At 58.4% G+C, this 20856-nt stretch carries 19 protein-coding genes and 1 tRNA gene; 10 read left to right on the top strand and 10 right to left on the bottom strand.

Going from position 1 to position 20856, the window contains the following annotated elements:
* Nucleotides 1-369: 369 nt before the first annotated feature.
* The 4 genes from PSJ8397_RS09175 to PSJ8397_RS09160 form a co-directional block, all read right to left on the bottom strand.
* Nucleotides 370-1479: an MFS transporter gene (locus tag PSJ8397_RS09175; RefSeq protein ID WP_235000637.1), complete on the bottom strand. Its 1110-nt coding sequence runs from the start codon at nucleotides 1477-1479 to the stop codon at nucleotides 370-372.
* A 76-nt stretch (nucleotides 1480-1555) separates the two neighbouring features.
* Nucleotides 1556-2173: a protein-methionine-sulfoxide reductase heme-binding subunit MsrQ gene (msrQ, locus tag PSJ8397_RS09170; RefSeq protein WP_085864324.1), complete on the bottom strand. Its 618-nt coding sequence runs from the start codon at nucleotides 2171-2173 to the stop codon at nucleotides 1556-1558.
* Nucleotides 2174-2610: 437 nt separating this feature from the next.
* Entirely contained in the window at nucleotides 2611-3504 is an 894-nt protein-coding gene (gene msrP, locus PSJ8397_RS09165; protein ID WP_085864254.1) for a protein-methionine-sulfoxide reductase catalytic subunit MsrP, read from the bottom strand.
* A gap of 304 nt (nucleotides 3505-3808) precedes the next feature.
* Nucleotides 3809-5293 (bottom strand): FMN-binding glutamate synthase family protein, encoded by a 1485-nt coding sequence (locus tag PSJ8397_RS09160; RefSeq protein WP_085864253.1) that lies wholly within the window; start codon nucleotides 5291-5293, stop codon nucleotides 3809-3811.
* 280 nt (nucleotides 5294-5573) lie between these two features.
* Between PSJ8397_RS09160 and PSJ8397_RS09155 the strand changes: the two genes are divergently transcribed.
* Nucleotides 5574-6050, top strand: a complete 477-nt coding sequence (locus PSJ8397_RS09155; RefSeq protein WP_085864252.1) for a fasciclin domain-containing protein — start codon at nucleotides 5574-5576, stop codon at nucleotides 6048-6050.
* Between the two features lie 85 nt (nucleotides 6051-6135).
* Nucleotides 6136-6882, top strand: coding sequence for an SDR family NAD(P)-dependent oxidoreductase (locus tag PSJ8397_RS09150; protein WP_200811299.1), 747 nt, complete (start codon nucleotides 6136-6138; stop codon nucleotides 6880-6882).
* Between the two features lie 46 nt (nucleotides 6883-6928).
* On the opposite strand, the gene clpB is transcribed toward PSJ8397_RS09150, so the two are convergent.
* Both clpB and PSJ8397_RS09140 read right to left on the bottom strand, forming a co-directional pair.
* Nucleotides 6929-9541, bottom strand: coding sequence for an ATP-dependent chaperone ClpB (clpB, locus tag PSJ8397_RS09145; RefSeq protein WP_085864250.1), 2613 nt, complete (start codon nucleotides 9539-9541; stop codon nucleotides 6929-6931).
* 138 nt (nucleotides 9542-9679) lie between these two features.
* Complete coding sequence (locus PSJ8397_RS09140; RefSeq protein WP_085864249.1) at nucleotides 9680-10060, bottom strand: hypothetical protein; 381 nt, start codon at nucleotides 10058-10060, stop codon at nucleotides 9680-9682.
* Nucleotides 10061-10174: 114 nt separating this feature from the next.
* On the opposite strand from PSJ8397_RS09140, the gene pyrF reads away from it, so the two are divergent.
* Both pyrF and PSJ8397_RS09130 read left to right on the top strand, forming a co-directional pair.
* On the top strand, nucleotides 10175-10903 hold the full coding sequence (pyrF, locus tag PSJ8397_RS09135; protein WP_085864248.1) for an orotidine-5'-phosphate decarboxylase: 729 nt from the start codon (nucleotides 10175-10177) through the stop codon (nucleotides 10901-10903).
* 355 nt (nucleotides 10904-11258) lie between these two features.
* Nucleotides 11259-11471 (top strand): hypothetical protein, encoded by a 213-nt coding sequence (locus tag PSJ8397_RS09130; RefSeq protein WP_085864247.1) that lies wholly within the window; start codon nucleotides 11259-11261, stop codon nucleotides 11469-11471.
* 110 nt (nucleotides 11472-11581) lie between these two features.
* Here PSJ8397_RS09130 and PSJ8397_RS09125 read toward each other — a convergent pair whose 3' ends face one another.
* Both PSJ8397_RS09125 and PSJ8397_RS09120 read right to left on the bottom strand, forming a co-directional pair.
* The gene (locus tag PSJ8397_RS09125) at nucleotides 11582-11857 is read right to left on the bottom strand and encodes an NfeD family protein (protein WP_085864246.1); all 276 of its coding nucleotides are present in this window, start codon (nucleotides 11855-11857) and stop codon (nucleotides 11582-11584) included.
* A gap of 1 nt (nucleotide 11858) precedes the next feature.
* Nucleotides 11859-12752: an SPFH domain-containing protein gene (locus tag PSJ8397_RS09120; RefSeq protein ID WP_085864245.1), complete on the bottom strand. Its 894-nt coding sequence runs from the start codon at nucleotides 12750-12752 to the stop codon at nucleotides 11859-11861.
* 242 nt (nucleotides 12753-12994) lie between these two features.
* On the opposite strand from PSJ8397_RS09120, the gene PSJ8397_RS09115 reads away from it, so the two are divergent.
* The gene (locus PSJ8397_RS09115; protein WP_085864244.1) at nucleotides 12995-14248 is read left to right on the top strand and encodes a DNA polymerase IV; all 1254 of its coding nucleotides are present in this window, start codon (nucleotides 12995-12997) and stop codon (nucleotides 14246-14248) included.
* Between the two features lie 49 nt (nucleotides 14249-14297).
* Here PSJ8397_RS09115 and PSJ8397_RS09110 read toward each other — a convergent pair whose 3' ends face one another.
* On the bottom strand, nucleotides 14298-15173 hold the full coding sequence (locus PSJ8397_RS09110; protein WP_085864243.1) for an N-formylglutamate amidohydrolase: 876 nt from the start codon (nucleotides 15171-15173) through the stop codon (nucleotides 14298-14300).
* Nucleotides 15174-15343: 170 nt separating this feature from the next.
* On the opposite strand from PSJ8397_RS09110, the gene PSJ8397_RS09105 reads away from it, so the two are divergent.
* The 3 genes from PSJ8397_RS09105 to PSJ8397_RS09095 all read left to right on the top strand — a co-directional run bounded on the left by PSJ8397_RS09105 (nucleotide 15344) and on the right by PSJ8397_RS09095 (nucleotide 17021).
* Nucleotides 15344-15418 (top strand) — tRNA-Val (locus PSJ8397_RS09105).
* Nucleotides 15419-15494: 76 nt separating this feature from the next.
* Nucleotides 15495-15620 (top strand): type B 50S ribosomal protein L36, encoded by a 126-nt coding sequence (gene ykgO / locus PSJ8397_RS09100; RefSeq protein WP_010141322.1) that lies wholly within the window; start codon nucleotides 15495-15497, stop codon nucleotides 15618-15620.
* 192 nt (nucleotides 15621-15812) lie between these two features.
* On the top strand, nucleotides 15813-17021 hold the full coding sequence (locus PSJ8397_RS09095) for an ABC transporter substrate-binding protein (RefSeq protein ID WP_085864242.1): 1209 nt from the start codon (nucleotides 15813-15815) through the stop codon (nucleotides 17019-17021).
* Between the two features lie 53 nt (nucleotides 17022-17074).
* On the opposite strand, the gene PSJ8397_RS09090 is transcribed toward PSJ8397_RS09095, so the two are convergent.
* Complete coding sequence (locus tag PSJ8397_RS09090; protein WP_085864241.1) at nucleotides 17075-18754, bottom strand: peptidoglycan-binding domain-containing protein; 1680 nt, start codon at nucleotides 18752-18754, stop codon at nucleotides 17075-17077.
* 140 nt (nucleotides 18755-18894) lie between these two features.
* Here PSJ8397_RS09090 and PSJ8397_RS09085 point away from each other — a divergent pair, with 140 nt between their 5' ends.
* The gene (locus PSJ8397_RS09085) at nucleotides 18895-19746 is read left to right on the top strand and encodes a hypothetical protein (protein WP_085864240.1); all 852 of its coding nucleotides are present in this window, start codon (nucleotides 18895-18897) and stop codon (nucleotides 19744-19746) included.
* Nucleotides 19747-19819: 73 nt separating this feature from the next.
* Nucleotides 19820-20851 (top strand): saccharopine dehydrogenase, encoded by a 1032-nt coding sequence (locus PSJ8397_RS09080; protein WP_085864239.1) that lies wholly within the window; start codon nucleotides 19820-19822, stop codon nucleotides 20849-20851.
* The last annotated feature ends 5 nt before the right edge of the window (nucleotides 20852-20856 follow it).

The raw sequence follows: 20856 nt of genomic DNA, 5'->3' as shown, positions 1-20856 counted from the left end.
CCGCCTCGTCTCCGTCTGGCTGCGTTTCCGCTCCGTCCGACCCGTCTGGCGCCCCGTCCGCGCCTCTCAGCGCCGCCGGTGAGGGGGGTTCTACGGTTACTAACAAACACCCGCAACCCCTTTTTTCGGAAAAATTCATTTTTTCTCACTTTTCCGATTTTACCCATATTTTCAGAGTGTTGCTTGCCATCCCTTGCGTTTGCCCTTGGGTCATTCGCAGGATTATTGCGCGTAGGGCATTGTCCTATGTCCTAGATGTAGCGGTCCGCGCCTTGCCTTCTACTATCCACTCAATCCTCGGCGCTGTTTTCCGGTGATTTGGTTAAATGAATCGCTGATTTGCTGCGACTCATTTGGGTGGATTCCTGTCTAGGATCTTTTCGCAGGCAATGTGCCCGCCAATATCCACGCCACCCCCAGCCCCGGCACAAGCAACATCAACGCAGTCCGAAGGGTAAGCCATTCTGCAAGAAACCCGATCAACGGAGGGCCGATCAAAAAGGACGACATGGCAATCATGGCAATCGTGGCGATGTTCTGTGCTTCGTGTTGGTCGTCCAACCCCGCAGCCGCCGAAACCCCCAGAGGGAATGCAATCGAAACGCCCAAGCCCGACAGCGCAAACCCTGCGAACAAAAACACCGGTCCTTCAGGGATCGTCGCCAAGCCAAGACCGGCAATTGCCAACCCAACGGTCAGCCGCGCCACCCCGCGCGCACCTAGCCGGGCCTTCATATAGTCACCGACAAACCGCCCCGCCGCGAGGAAGCCCGCAAACACTGTCACGGCGATGCCTGCGTCTTCGGGTGCACCGCCCTGACGTTCGGACAAATACACAGCTGCCCAATCCGTCATCGCGCCTTCGACCATCGTGACGAGAAACATGAAGGCCGCGATAATAAACAAGATGCGCGGCATATCCCGTAGCTTTTGCGGCTTGGGGGCCGGACCGTCCTCTTGTCCCGCGAGCTTTGGCAAGTTCATTGCTGCAAATATTCCAACACCCGCAGACACAGCGCACACGGCAAGTACAGCCACCAGAGGCCCGAGACCAAACAGCATCGTCACCATAAAGGACCCAGCGGTCACGCCCAGCGCCCAAAACCCATGGCAGCGCGACATGATCATGACATCAGCCTCCTTTTCCAGTCGCCCAGCATAGGTGTTCAACGCGACCTCCATAAAGGCGACGATTGCGCCGAGGCTGGCCAGCGCAAAAAACAACGAGGTCTGACCTGTCGCGAAGAACGGCAACAAAACAGCAAGGGTCTGGAGCGGGAACAGATAGATGAAGGTTCGACGTATCCCGATCCGCGCCACAATCCGACTGGCCACTTGCAAGACCGCAATCAGGGCCACTGGCATGCCCAACAGGGCGAGGGCCAAATCGGCCTTCTCCAACGACAGTGTGTCCTTGATATAGGGGATCAGGGCCAACCAAGCCCCGAAGGCCATGGGCTGAAGTGCAAACAGCGCCATAATCAAATATGTTGCCGCGCGTGCGTCTCGATTGTCCATCGCAGTCGTCCCATGATCAGATCATGGCGCGACGCTATCAACCTTTGGACGCAACGCCAGTCGCTTTTTGTGACGGGATGTAACGCAGCCCCACAAGGCCGAGGATCACGGCAAGGTAGATCAGCGGCTCGGCCTCCCACACTTTTTGGACCATGATGAAGTGGACGGCCCCCAAGGCGGCGATCGGATAGACCAGTTTGTGCATCTTCCGCCATGCGGTGGCGCCCATTTTTCGCACAGAGTAATTGTTGGACGTCGCGGCCAATGGAATCATCGCCAAAAACGCGATCATGCCGATCGTGATATAGGGCCGTTTCCAGATATCTCCCCACATCTGTTCCCAGCGCAGCGACATATCCAACACCACCCAAATTCCAAGGTGAACACCCACGTAGACAAAAGCCAGCACGCCGATGGCGCGGCGAAACTTCAGTAGGTTCAATCCGGCATGTTTGCGAAGCGGCGTGATCGCGAGACCGATGATCAACAGCTGCAACGCAATCTCGCCCATCTCACGTTCCAGGGCATTGATCGGCTCAACCCCCATGCCGCCCGTTGCGGCAAGATAGAAGAAGAACGGGATCGGCAGCAGATACCCTATATAGACAACCCATGTCGGCACCTTGCGGGCAAATCGGTTGATCGGGTCGACAATCGCGGTCATAGGGGCGCACCTTTTATGTGGGTCTGCATACTTTGAACCCATTTGGACACCAAAAGGTTCAGATGGAACCCTTTTGTCAGCTGACCAACACGAAGGTGAGGACTTGTTTCAGAGGTGCGTTCCACCCCGATCAGCGCAGGGCTTGGCTGCACAGGTAGGGATTGAAGTCGCTGTTGCCCCCACCGCGGTAGGTTTCATCAATGACCATACGGGCCATGCAACGTTGGGATTGGTCCTCACACAAGGCGGTCGACATATTCACATAAGGGCGTACAACAGAGGTCAGATCGGGACCACCAACGGCGGACCAAAAGGCCTCTGCGTCGGCCCAGAGGTCTAATCCTAAAATTCCCTACTTCAAATACCGCTCGGCTGTGCAAAGCATCTGTTGTCAGATCAAGCGGCACGACGAGGGGCGAGTGTGGGGCTTAGTAATCGACGGTCAAATCCATCCCGTCATAAAGCGATGCAACTTCGGGGTAGCCGTTGAACATCAGCGTGTCCTCACGCGCGGAGAACAGCCCGCCCCCGATCACGCGGTGCGATGCCTGGCTCCACCGCGGGTGGTCCACCTGCGGGTTCACGTTGGAATAAAACCCGTATTCGCGGGGGTTGATGATGTTCCACGTCGCGGGGGGCTGTTCGTCTGTCAAAGTAATGCGCACGATCGACTTGATGGATTTGAACCCGTACTTCCATGGCACAACCAAGCGCATGGGCGCGCCGTTCTGGTTGGCCATCGGTTCGCCGTAAATGCCGGTGGCCATCATCGTCAGCGGGTGCATCGCCTCATCCAGACGCAGGCCTTCGACATAGGGGAAATCGATGACACGGCGGCGCACACCTGGCATCACCTCAGGGATCACAGCGGTTTCGAACGCCACATGGGTGGCGCCTTCCTTGACGCCGACTTTGTTCAGCAGGTCGGCCAGTTCAAATCCATTCCACGGGATCACCATCGCCCAAGCTTCAACACAGCGGAACCGGTAGATGCGTTCTTCGACCGTCAGATCGCCGATGAGGTCTTGCAGCGCATAGGTGCCGGGATTGTCGACGAGACCATCGACCGTCACCTCCCACGGGTCGGTGACCATGTCACCCGCGTTGGCAGCCGGATCAGACTTGCCGGTGCCGAATTCATAGAAGTTGTTGTAGGACCGGATCTCTTCCAAGGTGTTCGGCTCAAGCGTTTCTTGGGCATGGACTGTTCCACCCAAGGCGCCGGCCCCCGCAAGCCCTGCAAGAACGGCGCGACGGTTCATCCACAGATGTTTCGGCGTAACGTCGGCCTGTGTGAGTGTGTTTTTCCAGCGATACGCCATTGGGGGCCTCCGGTTCATTAAGCTTAGAGTTCTATATAGGGCGATTGTGGCGAGGTCACCTAATCCGTTGTCACGTCTTCGCGGGGGGCCTGTAATGTTTCTGAGTTCGAATGGGCGTTGCCCATCCGACCAGCGCGCCCGGCGGGCGCTATTTAAGGTCGACATGTTGAGAGCGCTGCGTGTTTGTTTGGGGGGCGCTGCCCATGTGTTTGTTAGGGGGCGCTGCCCATGTTTTTGTTAGGGGGCGCTGCCCCCGGGCCTACGGCCCTCCCCCGAGGTATTTGTGACCCAAAGAAGCCGGAACCTATGCCTCTACGGGGTAGAGTTTGGACAGTTGAACGCTGGTGCCGTCCGCCTGCACAATGCGCACATGATCGCGGCGCATTTTGCGGGGCTCAGAAACGCCGACAGAATGGGCGATGGTTTCCACCTCTTTAATGAGGCTTTTGGCGTAGGCGGCCACGCGGTCGTATTTTTCAGCCGGAACCAGACCTTTTTGAAAGCGTGGATCGTGGGTGGTGATGCCTGTGGGGCAAGTATTCTTGTTGCATTTCAGGGCCTGAATACAGCCCAGCGAAAACATAAAGCCCCGCGCCGAGGTGACAAAATCGGCACCAGCACACAACGCCCATGCCACATCGCCTGGATTTACCAATTTGCCCGATGCCACGATCCGAATGCGGTCCTTCAGGCCGCGTTCGTTGCGCATGGCGGTCACGCGCGGCAAGGCCTCACGGATGGAGACGCCGACGAGATCCATCAATGGCATCGGAGATGCGCCAGTGCCGCCCTCGCCCCCGTCCAGCGTAATAAAGTCGGGCGCAAGGTCTGCGCCGCGTTCGACGATTGTATCGAAGAACTCTGCAAAGGCCGCCTCGGCGCCCATGACGGTTTTGATGCCTGTTGGCAAACCAGAGACGGTGCGCACATGGGCGATGAAATTCAGCAGGTCATGCCAATCATCAACCTCGGCGTGGCGGTTTGGGCTGATGCCATCTTGCCCCTTGGGCAACCCGCGGATTTCGGCAATTTCAGAGCTGATCTTTGCGGCGGGCAAGATGCCGCCTTTGCCGGGCTTGGCCCCTTGGGCCAGCTTGATTTCGATCATCTTGACCGTTGGATGCGCCGCGATTTTGCGCAAGGCATCATCGTCAAGGTTGCCATCCGCATCCCGCACACCGTATTTGGCCGTTCCCATCTGAAAGACGATGTCGCAGCCACCTTCGAGGTGGTAGGGCGACAAGCCACCTTCGCCTGTGTTCATCCAGATGCCTGCTTTCGCGCATCCCCGTGACAGTGCCTGCACTGCGGGTTTGGAGATCGCCCCATAGGACATTCCGCTGAGATTAAAGATGGAGGGTGCTGCATAGGGTTCACGGGCGCCCCCGCCGATCACGAGGCTTTCGGTCTTGGCAAATTGATCATCAAGCGGCGGAAAGGCGGCATTGGTGAAAATCGGGGTGCCCGGCGTCATGAGGTTGCGCGTCGATCCAAAGGCCACGGTGTTGCCCTTGCCTTCGGCGGCATGTTTGACCCAATCCCGTTGGGCGCGGTTGAAGGGCAATTCCTCACGGTCCATTGCAAAGAAATATTGGCGGAAGAATTCCCCCAAGGCAGAAAACAAATACCGAAACCGTCCAACCACCGGATAATTGCGGCGGATGGCATCGTGGGTCTGGGACCGATCGATCACAAACATCACGGCCAGCACGGCGAAGATCACACCAACGGCCACGATCAAGGCGACTGCCAAGCCTTCGAAGACGTTCATGGAAAAACTGGAAAACATGGCGAGGCCTTTTGACTGACGTTGTTCCCAGCAGACCCGTTCGGAGGGGTAACGTCAACTGAACAGGCCGTTATATCATTGGCAAAAACCGGCTGGATCAACCGGCGAATTCCGCAACCGATCACAAGTTTGTGACTGGAATGACCACACGCGCGCGGCTTAGCGCGGGACGCGATGTCGTCAAACCCCAGCGGCGGAAAACCCCGCTGAACCAAAGCGCTCCGCCGACGTATTCCCTTTCGATACCAACGAGGTGTCTAACCTATAAAAGGAGAAACTTATGCTTCGTCGTACTTTTATGGCAGCCACTGCCACCCTCGCCCTGACTGCATCGTCCGCATTCGCTGACGGTCATTCCAAGGACATCGTGGACACCGCCGCAGAGGCAGGGTCCTTCACCACATTGCTGGCCGCTGCTGAGGCCGCTGGCTTGGTTGAAACCCTCAAGGGTGACGGCCCGCTGACCGTTTTTGCCCCCACGGATGAGGCCTTTGCAGCCCTGCCCGAAGGCACCGTTGAGGGCCTGTTGGAAGACACAGAAGCGCTGACCGCAATCCTGACGTACCACGTCGTGGCCGGTAAAGTGATGTCCGGTGATCTGTCCGACGGCATGATGGCCCCGACTGTAAACGGCGCAGAGATCACCGTATCCTTGGGCGACAGCGTGATGATCAACGACGCCACCGTTGTGACCGCAGATGTTGAGGCATCCAACGGCGTGATCCACGTGATCGACACGGTCCTCATCCCCGAATAAGGCCTTGTCCGATCCAACGAAAGGGTCGCCCTCGGGCGGCCCTTTTTCGTTTACATGGCCCGCTTGGCCGGACAGGATGCCGACTATGAAAACAGCACTTATTACAGGCGCCGCGCGCGGCATTGGGTTGGCCACTGCAGATGTTCTGATCGAGGCCGGATGGCAGGTTGCGTTGGTTGACCGCGACGGCGATGCCTTGGCCGAGGCAGTGACGACCCGCGACAATGTCCACGGCATTTTTTGCGACGTGTCCGATCCGGACGCGGTTGATGGAATGATCACCGAAACTTTGCGCCATTTCGGACGCATCGACGGTTTGGTGAACAATGCAGGTGTCGCGGATTTCGGCCCGATCGAAGAGACGGGATTCGACCGTTGGAAAACGGTGATGGAGACCAATCTGGACGGTGTGTTTCTGTGCACGCAGGCCGCAACGCCTGCGTTAAAGGACAGCCGTGGGGCGATCGTGAACATCGCCAGCATTTCCGGCCTGCGCGCGTCGACCTTACGGGTGGCATACGGCACGTCGAAGGCCGCAGTGATCCAGTTGACCCTGCAACAGGCGGTGGAGCTGGGCGAATACGGCATTCGCGCCAATGCAGTCTGCCCGGGGCCTGTGAAAACAAAGCTGGCAATGGCGGTGCACAGCCAGGACATCATTGATGCCTACCACGATGCCATTCCGCTGAACCGGTACGGATCCGAACGCGAAATTGCCGACGTGATCGCTTTTTTACTGAGTGACAAGGCGAGCTTCGTCACTGGTCAAACCATCGCCGCAGATGGCGGATTTGAGGCCACGGGCGTCGGCCTGCCCGCCTTGCGCAAATAGCAAAAGCCCCCCGATTTGATCGAAGGGCTTTCACATCTCAGCTGGATCAGTGGACCGTGGCTTCATCCGGTTTGGGCCGGTTTGAGGCGCTGATGCGGTCGCCCACGATCAGACCATCGCTGCCGGCGCTGACCGGAACGGTCGCTCCATCCAGAATATCGCCGGCCAGCAACATCTCTGCCAGTGGGTCCTGCAACGCCCGCTGGATGACCCGTTTAAGCGGACGTGCCCCAAACACCGGATCGTACCCTTCATCGGCCAGCCATTTGCGGGCGCCGTCATCAAGATCAAGCGTGATCTTACGGGCGGCCAAACGTTTCAACAGCCGCACCATCTGGATATCAACGATGCCGTCCATATCCGCGCGGGCAAGCCGGTCAAAGATGACCGTTTCGTCCAGCCGGTTCAGGAACTCAGGCCGGAAATGGGCTCGCACTGCGTCCATCACATCACGCCTCGCCGTGGCACTGTCCCCACCTTCGGGCAGTTGGCTAAGGGCTTGGCTTCCGAGGTTCGATGTCAGGATGATCAACGTCTGTTTGAAATCGACCGTGCGGCCCTGACCGTCGGTCAGCACACCGTCATCCAGCACTTGCAACAAGACATTGAAGACGTCCGGATGCGCTTTTTCGACCTCATCAAACAAGATGACTTGGTACGGGCGCCGCCGAACGGCCTCAGTCAGCACGCCACCTTCGTCATACCCCACATATCCGGGCGGTGCGCCGATCAGACGAGCGACCGCGTGTTTCTCCATAAACTCGGACATGTCGATGCGCACCATGGCGTTGTCATCGTCAAACAGGAACTCGGCCACGGCCTTGGTCAGCTCAGTCTTACCGACACCCGTTGGCCCCAGAAACAGGAACGACCCCAGCGGGCGGTTCTCATCGTTCAAACCCGCACGCGCACGGCGGACAGCATTGGCCACGGCACGGACCGCCGCATTCTGGCCGATGACCCGCTTGTGCAGGCCGTCTTCCATGCGCAGCAGTTTTTCACGTTCGCCTTCCAGCATCTTGGCGACGGGCACACCCGTCCACCGTTCCACCACGGATGCGATCTGTTCGGGCCGCACAGCTTCCTCGACCATCAGGTCGTCGGCCTCCTCGGCCTCACCCAACTGCTTTTCCAACGCTGGGATGACGCCGTAAGACAGCTCACCGGCCTTGGCCAGATTGCCTTCGCGCTTGGCGATATCCAGATCGGCACGGGCGCGGTCCAACTGTTCTTTCAGCTCACGTGCGCCTTCCAGCTTGTCACGCTCTGCCTGCCACTTGGCCGTCATCTCGGCTGAGCGGTCCTGCAGATCGGCCAATTCTTTTTCGCGTTTCACAAGACGGTCTTTGGAGGCTTGATCATCCTCAAGCCGCAGGGCCTCCACCTCAATCTGAAGCTGCAACACCTGCCGGTCCAGCGCGTCAAGTTCCTCTGGTTTGCTGTCGACCTCCATCCGCAGGCGCGACGCGGCCTCATCCACCAAATCAATCGCCTTATCCGGCAAAAACCGATCCGTGATATAGCGGTGCGACAAGGTCGCGGCAGAGACCAAGGCGCTGTCGGAAATCCGCACACCGTGGTGCAATTCGTACTTTTCCTTGATGCCGCGCAAAATCGAAACGGTGTCTTCGACCGTGGGTTCCTGCACGACAAGCGGCTGGAACCGGCGGGCCAAAGCCGCGTCTTTTTCGACATACTTGCGATATTCATCAAGCGTGGTCGCACCAATGCAGTGCAATTCACCGCGCGCCAGCGCAGGCTTGATCAGGTTCGCGGCATCCATGGCACCGTCGCCTTTGCCCGCCCCCACAAGGGTGTGCATTTCGTCGATGAACAAGATCACTTCGCCCGCAGCCTCGGACACTTCGGACAGCACGGCTTTCAGACGTTCCTCAAACTCACCCCGATACTTCGCGCCTGCAATCAGCGCGCCCATATCAAGCGACAACAGGGATTTGTTGCGCAGGGATTCCGGCACGTCACCGTCAATAATACGAAGGGCCAAGCCCTCGGCAATCGCGGTTTTACCCACCCCCGGCTCACCGATCAGCACGGGATTGTTTTTGGTCCGGCGCGACAGCACCTGCATGGCGCGGCGGATTTCCTCATCCCGCCCGATGATCGGGTCAATGCGGCCTTCGCGGGCACGGGCCGTCAGATCCATCGCGTATTTCTTCAGCGCATCATAGCCGTCTTCGGCTGACGCACTGTCCGCAGTGCGACCTTTGCGGATATCATTGATCGCGGCGTTCAACCCTTGGGCCGTCACCTTGCCGGCATCCAGCGCCTCTTTCGCCTTCGATTTGACCATCGACAGCGCCATGAGCACCCTCTCAACGGGCACAAAACTATCGCCGGCTTTCTTGGCCAGCTTTTCAGCCTCGGCCAAGACCTTGCCAGTCGTCGCATCCATATAGACCTGACCCGCGTCACCGGTGACTTTAGGCAGCTTGCCCAACGCAATTTCAGTGTTTTGGTGCACCTGCTTTGCGTTGCCTCCTGACGCATTGATCAGGTTGGCAGCAAGGCCCTGATCATCGTCAAGCAATGCCTTTAGCAGATGTTCGGGGGTCAACCGCTGATGGCTGTCCCGCAATGCAATCGTCTGCGCGGATTGAATGAAACCACGCGACCGCTCCGTGAACTTGTCCAAGTTCATAGCGTCTCTCCTTTTTCAAGCGCCCCGAAAATGAACTGCCCGCTTGGCGGCACAGGAAAGGTAGGGCCTCAGTCAAGAAATGGGAAAGTCCCCAACAGATATCAAGAGGCCCGCCAAAAACCTGACGGGCCGCTGTTATTAGTTTTCGATGTCCGGCGTTACATCCCCCTGAACACGTGGTTCGGTGTCTGTCACGCCCCGGTCAGGTGCCTCGTCTGTGGTGGCCACGCTCCCCTGGACGTCACCGCCCATATTTGCGCCAGCACCGTTTTCCAGCGCGCTGTCCACGCCTTCGTCCTCCAACAGCCCAGCGCCGGTGGTATCAACGACACCTGTAGCGGCAGGCCCGACCTCTTCGGTCGAACTGTTTGCCGTGCCCGTCGTCGGCGTCGTGTTTCTTTCCAAAAAGATCAGCGCCACGGACATGATCAAAGCAACAGCCACAAAAAGGACCACTATGATCCAAAACACGCTGGTTCTGGATGTGGACGTGGATGCGTTCGGTGTTTGATCTGACATGGTACTCTCCGCTCTTGTTACGCCTCTCCAACGATGCCCTCTGGCACAAAGTTCCCATCTTGTGGGATCAGATGACCCCGCCTAAAAGGCACGCAACCATCACGGAGCCCCGCCATGACCGCCGCACACGCCTCAGATCAGTTGATTGTCGCCCTCGATGTTCCGGACGCGTTGCAGGGCCTCGCGCTTGCCCAGAAAATCGGTGACGCCGCGACCTTCTATAAAATCGGACTTGGTATGCTGACAGGGGGCGGGCTGGCCCTCGCGAATGAACTTTCGGATGAACACGGAAAACGCATCTTTCTTGACATGAAGCTGTTCGATATCGGTGCCACGGTTGAGGCCGCCGTGCGCGGGTTGTCCCGATTCGGGCATGATTTCCTGACAGTCCACGGCGACCCTCATGTCGTCCGCGCCGCCGCAGAGGGCAAAGGCGGCAGCAATATGAAAATTCTGGCTGTGACGATCCTGACATCGCTGGACCGCGCTGATCTTGATGCCTCCTGCATCAAGGGCGGCGACATCACTGATCTGGTGCAGGAACGCGCGGGCACAGCATTGTCCAATGGCGCGGATGGCGTCATCGCCTCCCCTCAAGAAGCAGCGCTGATCCGGGCCCTGCCAGAGGCAGACGGAAAACTGATCGTGACCCCCGGGGTGCGGCCTGCAGGGGCAGACTTGGGCGATCAAAAACGGGTCACGACCCCTGCCAGAGCCATTTCGAATGGCGCGGATCACGTGGTTGTAGGGCGCCCGATTTGGCAAAATCCCGACCCAAAGGCCGCAGCCGAGGCGGTGCAAGCGGAATTACGCTCCGCCGCAGCAACCCGCCCAAACGCTTAAAAAACAAGACTTTCGGCGCAAATATCACGAGAATTTCGCGCATTATCACGGGTTTGAGGGGAATTGTGACCCCTGATTCCCTTCCATGGAACCAAATTTATCCCCAAATGTTGTGTAGGCAGAGAATGCTGCCACCAAATCAACATGAGGGATTAACCATGATCCGTTTGAATGACATCCGATACACTGGCCGCGGTTTCGAGGCCGCAGTGGTTCTGCCCACCCGCGATGGGCCTCTTTCGTTTGACTGTCGCGTCGACGGACCAGCAACACTCGACCCCTCACAGGTAAAACGCGCTTTGCTTGGTCATGCCGTTCGGCAGCGCACTCGGTAATTAGAAAGAAGGAGTTGAATATGTCTCGTATTGCAGTCGGCGACATTTGCTACAATCCCACCAACGGTGCATTTGAGGCGCGCGTGGATATTGATCGCGAAGGCCGAACGTACCGGTACCCGTGTTCTATTCCTGGCACGCTCATGATGGACGATGCAACAATCCGCCGCAGCCTGACGCAACAAGCGCAAAAGATGGCTGGGCGCGAAGGCGGTCTTATGTCCATCCGATAGAATTTCGAAACGTCTGTCACTGCCTCTGTCCGATCTGTCCCTCGGACCTGAATCCTCGTGACTGACCAAACTGGCCCCGCCTCATGTGCGGGGCCTTTTTTATGCGCTGCCTAGTCGTTGATATCACGATCCCAAATTTTCACCTGGCCCCGTCGGATCCCAAACATCTGACGCAGCAAGATATAGGCCACCAGGGACAGCACCGCGAACAGCACCAACGACCACGCCAGCGACAGGCCCGCGCCAACGCCCAGCCAGATCATGGCCCCCATGAAAAACGCGCCCACTGCAAAGCCAAGAAACACCCAACCTGGGATCAGAACTTCCACAATCGCAAGCACAAGTGCTGCGACCATCCAGATCCACCATTCATTGAACCAGCCCATATTAGCCCCGCCCTTTCAACATCTTGAAGGCGTCGCCGAAGCTGTCGACGATATTGGCTGGTAGAACGACAGTGTTGCTGCCTTGCGAAGATCCCAACGCATTCACGGCCTCAACCTGTTTCAACGCCACCTGATACTGCGCCGCCTCAAGCCCGTTTTCGGCAATCGCCACGGCCACCACTTGTGTCGCATAGGCCTCTGCGTCTGCGGACACACGGCGGGCCTTCGCGGCCTGTTCCGCTGAATAAAGCTCCGCATCCGCCTGAAGCTCAACCGCGCGCTTCTTGCCCTCGGCCTCGGTCACCTGCGCCCGGCGCGCACGTTCTGCATTCAACTGCTGCAACATCGCGGCCCGCGTTGCAGCATCCAGATTAACGTCAAGGATTTCGGCACGGGTCACTTCGATGCCCCAATCGTCCACCTGCGCCGCCAACTGGTCTTGAATGGCCATGATCAAACCTGTGCGATTGGCCTGCACCTGATCCAATTCCATTTTACCAATCTCAGACCGCACGATGCCGGCCACCGTCGTGGAAATCGCACCGTCCACATCGCGGATCCGGTAGACCGTCTTTTCAGGCTCAATAATGCGGTAGAACACGGAGGTCTCAACCTGCACCAACACGTTATCGCTGGTGATCGCGTCCTGCGCCATCGTCGGCAACTGCCGTTCCAGAATGGAAATCTTGTGTGCAACGCGGTCCAGAAACGGGATGATGAAATTGATGCCGGGGCCAAGCACCGCTCGCAACCGTCCGAACCGTTCAACCACAAACTTTTCGGACTGCGGGACAATCCGCACGCCCACCAAAATGCAAACAATGATAAACGCGGCCAACAAAATAAGGACAATATTGCCCCCAATCAGATCGCCGATCAGTTGTTCAAAATCCATGATGTCCCTCGTACCCTCGTGCTTTGCCCAATCCGAATTGGATCAAGATTTATTATAACAAAACCTTAAATCCCTACCGTCCCCCGCGCAACCAAGGCTTGTCATGGCCCGCCAACCATCAACCCCATTTTGTATTTGCGCAACAGCAACCCCCATGTCCGACGCGGTGTTTCTTTGGGTCTGAAATACCTCCCCCGGAGGGCCCGCTTGCCACGGCTCTCCTCTGCCCGTTAAAGAACACTATGCCTGCCCTTTGCCGCGCCTGCTTGCACACTTTTGATGACGGACACCGCTGCCCTGTCTGTCGCAGTCCACGCGTCACGCGCCACCCTGAACTCTTTGACCTGAGTATCGCGCATATGGATTGCGATGCGTTCTACGCCAGCGTTGAAAAACGCGACAATCCAGACCTCGAAGGCAAACCGGTCATCATTGGCGGAGGCCGTCGGGGCGTCGTGTCCACATGCTGCTATATCGCACGGATCAAAGGCGTGCGTTCGGCCATGCCGATGTTTCAGGCCCTTAAACTCTGCCCCGAGGCGGTGATCGTCCGCGGCCGGATGGACCGCTATGTTGAAGTATCCCGCCAGGTCCGCACCATGATGGATGAGCTGACCCCAACAGTCGAACCGCTCTCTCTGGATGAAGCGTTCATGGATCTGACCGGCACCGCGAAACTGCATGGCGCGCCGCCCGCGGTCATGTTGGCGCGGCTGACCAAACGCATGTCGGATGAAATCGGGATCACCGGCTCCATCGGGCTGAGCCATAACAAGTTTCTGGCCAAGGTCGCATCGGATCTGGACAAGCCGCGCGGGTTTTCAGTGATTGGCGCCGCCGAGACGACGGACTTCCTGCGTCCCAAACCTGTCCGCCTCATCTGGGGCATCGGCCCTGCAGCACAAGCGAGCCTTGAGGCCGCAGGTATCCGCACCTTCGATGATCTGTTGCGATGGGACCGACGCGATTTGAATGACCGCTTCGGCAGCATGGGTGAACGGCTTTATGCCCTGGCACGCGGAGAAGATGCCCGCCGCGTCAGTGCCCACACCCCCGTCAAAGGCCTGTCAAATGAGACGACATTTCATGACGACACAAATGACACCGATATCCTTGATGGCCACATATGGCGCATGGCCGAAAAGGTGTCCGGGCGCGCCAAAGCCAAAGACAAAGCCGGACGGGTGGTCACACTGAAACTCAAACGTGCCAACCACAAACTGTTGTCCAAACGTCAAATCCTCCATCAGCCCACACAACTGGCCGATACGATCTACCGCACGGCGCGGGGCTTGTTCGATCAAGTGGGCGACCAAGGGCCTTACCGTCTTTTAGGGGTCGGCATTTCGGATCTTGTGCCTGCTGGCGATGCGGACCGCGAAGGTGATCTCTTGGATCCTGACGCTGGAAAACGGGCCGAGGCAGAACGGGCGGCGGATGCCATTCGTGAAAAATTTGGGACCGATGCTATTCTAAAGGGCCGTGCGCTGCGGTGAGGTCTAAATTTCCAGAAATTTAGACACGTAACAAAATTCCGGAATTTTGTTATTCCGCCGCCATCCGGGCGTCGTCCCTTCGACCAATATCGGCCAACTGCCCTGCGACACCATTCAACAGGTCCTTAAAGGCCGCAAAGGAGGCATTCGGTTTGACCGTCTTTTCATCCATATAAAGCGATCTGTTCACTTCGACCTGAACCGCATGACATCGACGGGAGGGGCGGCCGTAATTCTGGCAAATATAGGCACCCGCAAACGGCATATTCCGCGCGACTTTCAACCCCGCCGCAGTAAACGCTGCCTCAACCTTTTCGACCACCGAAGACGCCGCAGAGGCCCCGAACCGGTCCCCTAAAACCACGTCAGGCCGCACCGCACCAGGTGGGCCCACATTTTCCAAGGCCTCATTGGGCATGGAATGGCAGTCGATCAAAATCGCCTCCCCAAAGGTGCTGTGCGCCTCATCCAACAGCATTTGCAGTGTATCATGATAAGGCCGCCACACCGTTGAGATCCGGTCGTGCGCATCCTGCAAAGACAGTTTCCCGTTGTAGATCGGGCGCCCGTTGGACACCACACGCGGGATCACACCCAGACCGCTGGCGATGCGCGGATTGTGGGCCACCCGTCGGACACCACTGATCACAGCCCCATCCAACTCATCAGCCCCTCGGTTCAAATCAAGAAAGGCCCGTGGTGCCTGTGCCATCAAAAAAGGCGCCCCATGCGCCACAGCCGATGCAAACAGATCATCAACGAACGCGTCTTCCGATGACCGGATTTCTTGTTCATCCAGAATGGTCTGACGCATAAATGGTTCGGGATATGCGCGGCCCGAATGAGGCGAGGCAAAAACGACAGCGGTCGTCACCCGATCAGGGCGACGCAACAGATAGGATTGGTTTTCAACGTCAGCCGTCATCGCAGCCCCTTTGTGCCTCGCACAGTCCCCGCTCGTGTCGCAACGTAGCGCAGAAAACTCAAATGCCAAAAGCCCTTGATCCCTCTGCCGACTCTTTATATAGCCCTCCTCACCTGACGCGCGATTGCGCGTCCTGTTTGTTTATGGGACGCGGAACGTAAGACGGGGACGGACGATTAGCTCAGCGGTAGAGCACTTCGTTGACATCGAAGGGGTCACTGGTTCAATCCCAGTATCGTCCACCACGAATTCACCGCCAGCCTATGTGCTGGCAAACGACAACAGGCGCAATCGCCGCGCCGCGAGATAAAGGAAAGAACTATGAAAGTTCGCAACTCCCTCCGCTCGCTCAAGCAGCGCCACCGCGATTGCCGCGTCGTGCGCCGTAAGGGCCGGGTCTATGTGATCAACAAAACCCAGCGTCGGTTCAAAGCCCGCCAGGGTTAAATCGACCAAAGACCAATTCAAAGGCCGTGCCCGAGACATCGAGGCGCGGCTTTTTCGTTTCATGCCCTCACCCGTTTAGGATCTCCCGCAGGTCAGGTTTGCCAGCCTTGCGCAGAAATTGCACATCTCGACCCTAGTCATGGACAGGCAGGCCGCTTACCCTTTGGTCAATTACTTTGATCGGAGGATTTCATGACCAAACGAATTTCAACGGCCTTGACGGCCGGCCTTTTTGCCTTGGCCGCCCTGCCTGCAGCAGCACAGGATGCGGGTCTGTGCGGCGGCACCGCAGCCAATGCCCAGTGGCTGGGCGGGGATGAGGCCTCGTCGGATATTTCCACGACGTCGTCCTATGTCGAACAAATGGCGTTGGTTTTGCTGCGCAATGAATATGTCGGTCTGTTCACCGTCTCCGAGGCGGGCGAATACCGGATCGAGGCAGAGGGTCGGGGCGGTGGCGACACAGTCATCGACATCCGCGATGCGGCAGGGACGATCGTCGCCTCTGACGATGACAGCGGCGGCGCAGGCGCAAGCCGTGCGGAAACTGTGTTGCAACCCGGGACCTATTGCGTCGCGATGCGCAGTTTTGATGGCACCCCGCTGACCGGATTTGTCCGCGCAGGCCGCATTGATCTGGAACCTTTGACCGATGGATTTGGCGCATTGCCCCCGGCGTCCGATGGCGGTGAATGTGATCTGTCCAGCGCAACCCCGCTTACGTTGGGCCAGCCTGTCACAAACGCGTGGAACCAACAAAACACCTACAGCCTTCAGTTGGATGCGCCCACCTCCGTAACCCTGACAGCTGAGAATGAGGACGCGGACCCGATCCTGACCATCTTTGATCCTGCGGGCGACTGGATCGCGGAAAACGACGATTTTGACGGCCTAAACAGCCGTGTAGATCTGGCAGACCCGCTGGCCGCTGGCACCTATTGTGTGTCCTTGGGCCTTTATGGCGACGAATCTGCGCCCATCACCGTGACCGCAAAGGAATATGACGCGGCTGAAGTTCAACGGAACCTCTATAACCGTGGCGATGCCAGCCCGCCGCTGGATGGATCGCATCCCGTGTTTTCTTTGGGTGAATTGGAAACCCGTTTGCGCGAAGACGTGAATGTCAGCGGTGACGCCGTTTGGTATTCCTTCGACATTTACGAAGGCGGCTTGGTTCTGGTTGAGGCCATCGCCCAAGGCCAAGGTGATCCGGTCTTGGTGATGTACGACGATCTGGGGCGTCAGGTCGGATACAATGACGATAGCCAAGGATCGCTGGATTCCCTGCTGACCGTGCGGGTGCAACCCGGGACCTATCTGGTGGCCGTCCGGCAGCTGGACGATTCGACGACCGGTTTCATCCGGATGGTGTTCGAACGCTACGTGCCAGCGCGCCCGTAACGCCCTGTCCATATGAATAGGAAGGCCCCGCATGCTGTGCGGGGCCTTTTTCGTCAGTCGCTGATTGTGATGTTGATTGACCCTGAAATCAGGCCAATCGCGGTGCGCCGGTCGACAAATCCGGTGGGGGTGATCCCCTCAGCCTGTTGATACTCCGCAATGGCGCTTCGGGTTGCGTCGTCAATCACGCCGTCCAGACGACCAGGGTTCAGGCCCAGATCCCGCAAACGCAATTCCAGAAGCTGTGCGCGCACGCCAGACAGACGCAAATTCTCTTCCTCCGCGCGGGCCTGCGCGCGCTGTGCGTCGGTCACTTGCGGCCCGCTTGCCGCTTCAATCCGTGTTCTGGCTTCGGCTGCAAACACGCCGTCGGGATAGGCCACAAGATATTCGCGATAACCCGCAAGCGTGTCCTCACTGTCGGCAATGGACCACGCGGCACGATCCGCGGCCTCCGCCTCGGCGCGGCGGCTGTCTTCGATCGTCGCCAATCGGGCACTCGCGATGTTCGCAAAAAGCCCCTCTGGATACCGTTCAAGATAGGCGCGGTAACCCGGCTCATCGCCACGCGCACCCGTTTCGGCCCAATAGGCGCGGTCGCGGGCCTCTGCTGCCGCACGTTCGCGGGCCTCTTCCGCCTCGATTTCTGCCTGACGACGTCCTGCCTGTGCGTCCAACAGGTTGATCTGATCACGATCCAGATATGACGTCTGCGGGAACCCGTTGGATTGCTGCCAATTCGTGATGGCACCCCGAGAACCAGGCCCAAAAATACCATCCACCCCGCGTGTATTGTAATTGAGCAAGGTCAGATCCGACTGGATATCGCGGCGCTGATCGCGGCTCAGGTTCAACGCCTCTTCGGTCAGGCGGGCATCTCGGTTGGGCTCGGACCGGATCGCAGCAATCTGCGCCTCTGCATCCTCGACAAACCGACCTTCAGGATACCGTGCGATGTAGGTGCGATAGGCCTCAACCGTATCGGCGGCCGTCGCTTGATCCCACAATTCAGCCTCAGCCGTCAGATCATCTTCGGTGGGGCCTGCGGGCGGCGCAACCTCTGCCTCGTCCACGATCACCTCGGATGGCATCAGTGTCCAATCCATGGGCAGATACCCTGAAACATCCAACTCACGGTTCGACGCAAGGCGCGCACCGATCACCGCCTCGGGCGTCGTCAGAAGCCCGCTCAGCGTGTCCGCAGCGGTGCCCGGATCGGTCGAAATCACGGTGACACCTTGCGGGATGTCAGCCGCCCCCACACCGGCGCGCAGACCGGTCCCGTCCAGATCCAGATCATCGCCGTCGCCCTGCCCCAAAAGCAGAACTGCCTGTCCCGGTTTTGACGCAAGCACCTGCAGAATGCTGTCCACCGACACGCTGGTGGTCTGCACCGTGAACAGATCAAGCGCGCCCGCCTCTGCGGTCAATAGCCATGTGCGGCTTCCGTCCGTCACAAAATGCCCTGATAGCGAAACAACCAAACGATCCGCATCCGCGGCCCCCGCGCGAAAGGCCACCGCCAAATCCCGCACAACATCCGCACGCCCATTGGCGCGGGCCAAAACCTCAAACCCCAGACGCTCCAACCGGTCCTGCGCCGCAAGGATGTTATCCGCGCCCCGCACGCGGTCCAAATCCTCGTACCGTTCTTGGCCCAACACCAAGGCCATGTCCTGTGCCATAACGGACAGAGGCAAAATCATCAGGCCAGAGATCAAAAGATGGCGCATGGGGCGTCCTTTCTGTGGTGTGCTGATAAAGATATTGACCGTCAGCACCGGCTATCCAATAGCAACACGCCGATTGCGTGCTACCCTTAACCCTGAATGTGCCGTTTGTGTTCCGGCCTCGCAACTCACCGAGTGTTTCAATGCCCTACGTGTCCGACTTTACCCCCACCGCCCTAGAGGACCGGATCACTGTCCATGAAGGCGCGCAAATTGTCGAAATCAATTTTCAGGGGCTAAAGTTCCGGTCGTCGGCAGACGTCAACGCCTTTTACGATGAGGTCGAACGCAGGCTGCAAGACACAGGGGAACCGCAATGGTTCTTCATGGTGAACACACAAGACTACCGCGTCGATGAAAGCGCATGGTTCGCCTTTACGCGCCGTGGGCGTGATTTGAACGAAGGACACGGGATGAGGACCGTGCGCTATGATGCAGACCCCGACACGCTGGCCCAGATTGCCCGTACCAAGGGCACAGATCGCGAGAACCCCAACCTCTTTGGCAGCCGAGATGAGGCATGGGATCACCTGCGCACGCTCCCCTCCAAACGGCGCGAAAGGCTGGCGCATCATCCCAGTTTCACCAAAGACGCGTTCCTGCGGCGTCTGTCGTTCGACCATGACACCGGCATTTTGCACATCGACCTTAGCGGGATGAACCTGCTGCATTCGCGCGATGTCAACGACGTGCACAACTGGACGGAAGAGGCCATCCGGGCCACGCGTCATAAATGGTGGATCATCTACAATTACGAAGGCACGCGGATCCAGTCCGCCGCATGGGTCCAGTTCTCCCTCCGGTCAGAGGCGTTCAATGACACCTATTCGATGGGGTCCGTCCGTTACGCCATGGGGTCCGAGACCGAGGCCGACAAACGCCTGCGGTATGAGGCCAAGACAACACGTCCCAACATTCGCAACACCAAAGAAGAGGCCCTGTCGCGGCTGGAGGAGTTGCGGTCAGACTACGCCGCCGCCAAAGATCAAGCCTAAATCGCGCCACGCCAAAGGTGACAACGGTAAGGCCCTGTGCAACGCTTGCGCCATCCAATAAAAAGGACACCCCATGCTGATCTGGATGCGCGCTGAACCCCGCAACAACGAAGCCCGCGCGCCGCTGACGCCTGCGGGCGCGGCCAAGCTGATCGATCAAGGTTGGCGCGTGGTGGTGGAAGACGACGAAAACCGCGCCATCCCGACAGAAGACTACCGCGATCAGGGCTGTGAGATCGCCCCGCCCGCCTCTTGGATCAACGCGCCCGACGATACCATAATTCTCGGCCTGAAAGAGCTTGACGACGACGGCACTGCGCTTCCCCACACGCACATCATGTTCGGTCACGCCTACAAAGGCCAAGCGGACGGTCGCATACTGCTAGATCGGTTCAAAAAGGGCGGCGGCACCCTGCTTGATCTGGAATATCTCGTGGACGGCAACGAACGGCGCGTCGCGGCCTTTGGCTATTGGGCCGGTTTTGCCGGTGCTGCGGTATCCCTTTTGGCGTTGGCGGCCCAGCGCAACGATCAGACGTTGGGCAAGGTGTCGGCCTATGCGTCGGCAGATGATATGGTCGATGAGGTCCGCAAGGCCCTTCAAAGATCAACCCGTGTGATCATCATTGGCGCCAAAGGGCGCGTGGGCAGCGGGGCTGCGGATCTGTGCAAACAAGTGGGCATCACTCCCACCGAATGGGACAAAGACGAAACCGCACATGGCGGCCCCTTCCCCGAGGTTTTAGAATACGATGTTTTCCTCAACTGCATCCTCGCCCATAAAGGTGCGCCGGTGTTCGTGGACAAAGACGCCACCGACGCCGACAGACAACTGCGTGTCATCGGCGACATTGCCTGTGATCCGACCTCTGATTTTTCACCGATCAAGGTCTATGACCAGTCAACAACTTGGGGCAATCCTACCACTGTTGTTCACCGCACCCCACCGCTTGAGGTGATGGCCATCGACAATCTGCCGTCTCTCATGCCCACAGAAAGCACCGAGGATTTCGCGGACCAGTTGCTGCCATACCTGCTTGACCTGAAAGACGACAAACAAGGCGTCTGGGCACGGGCCCGCGCGACGTTCAAAGACAATGTGTAAAGACG

The sequence above is a fragment of the Pseudooctadecabacter jejudonensis genome, assembly GCF_900172275.1.
Classification (GTDB): domain Bacteria; phylum Pseudomonadota; class Alphaproteobacteria; order Rhodobacterales; family Rhodobacteraceae; genus Octadecabacter; species Octadecabacter jejudonensis.
This window is presented reverse-complemented; position numbering and strand designations above follow the sequence as displayed.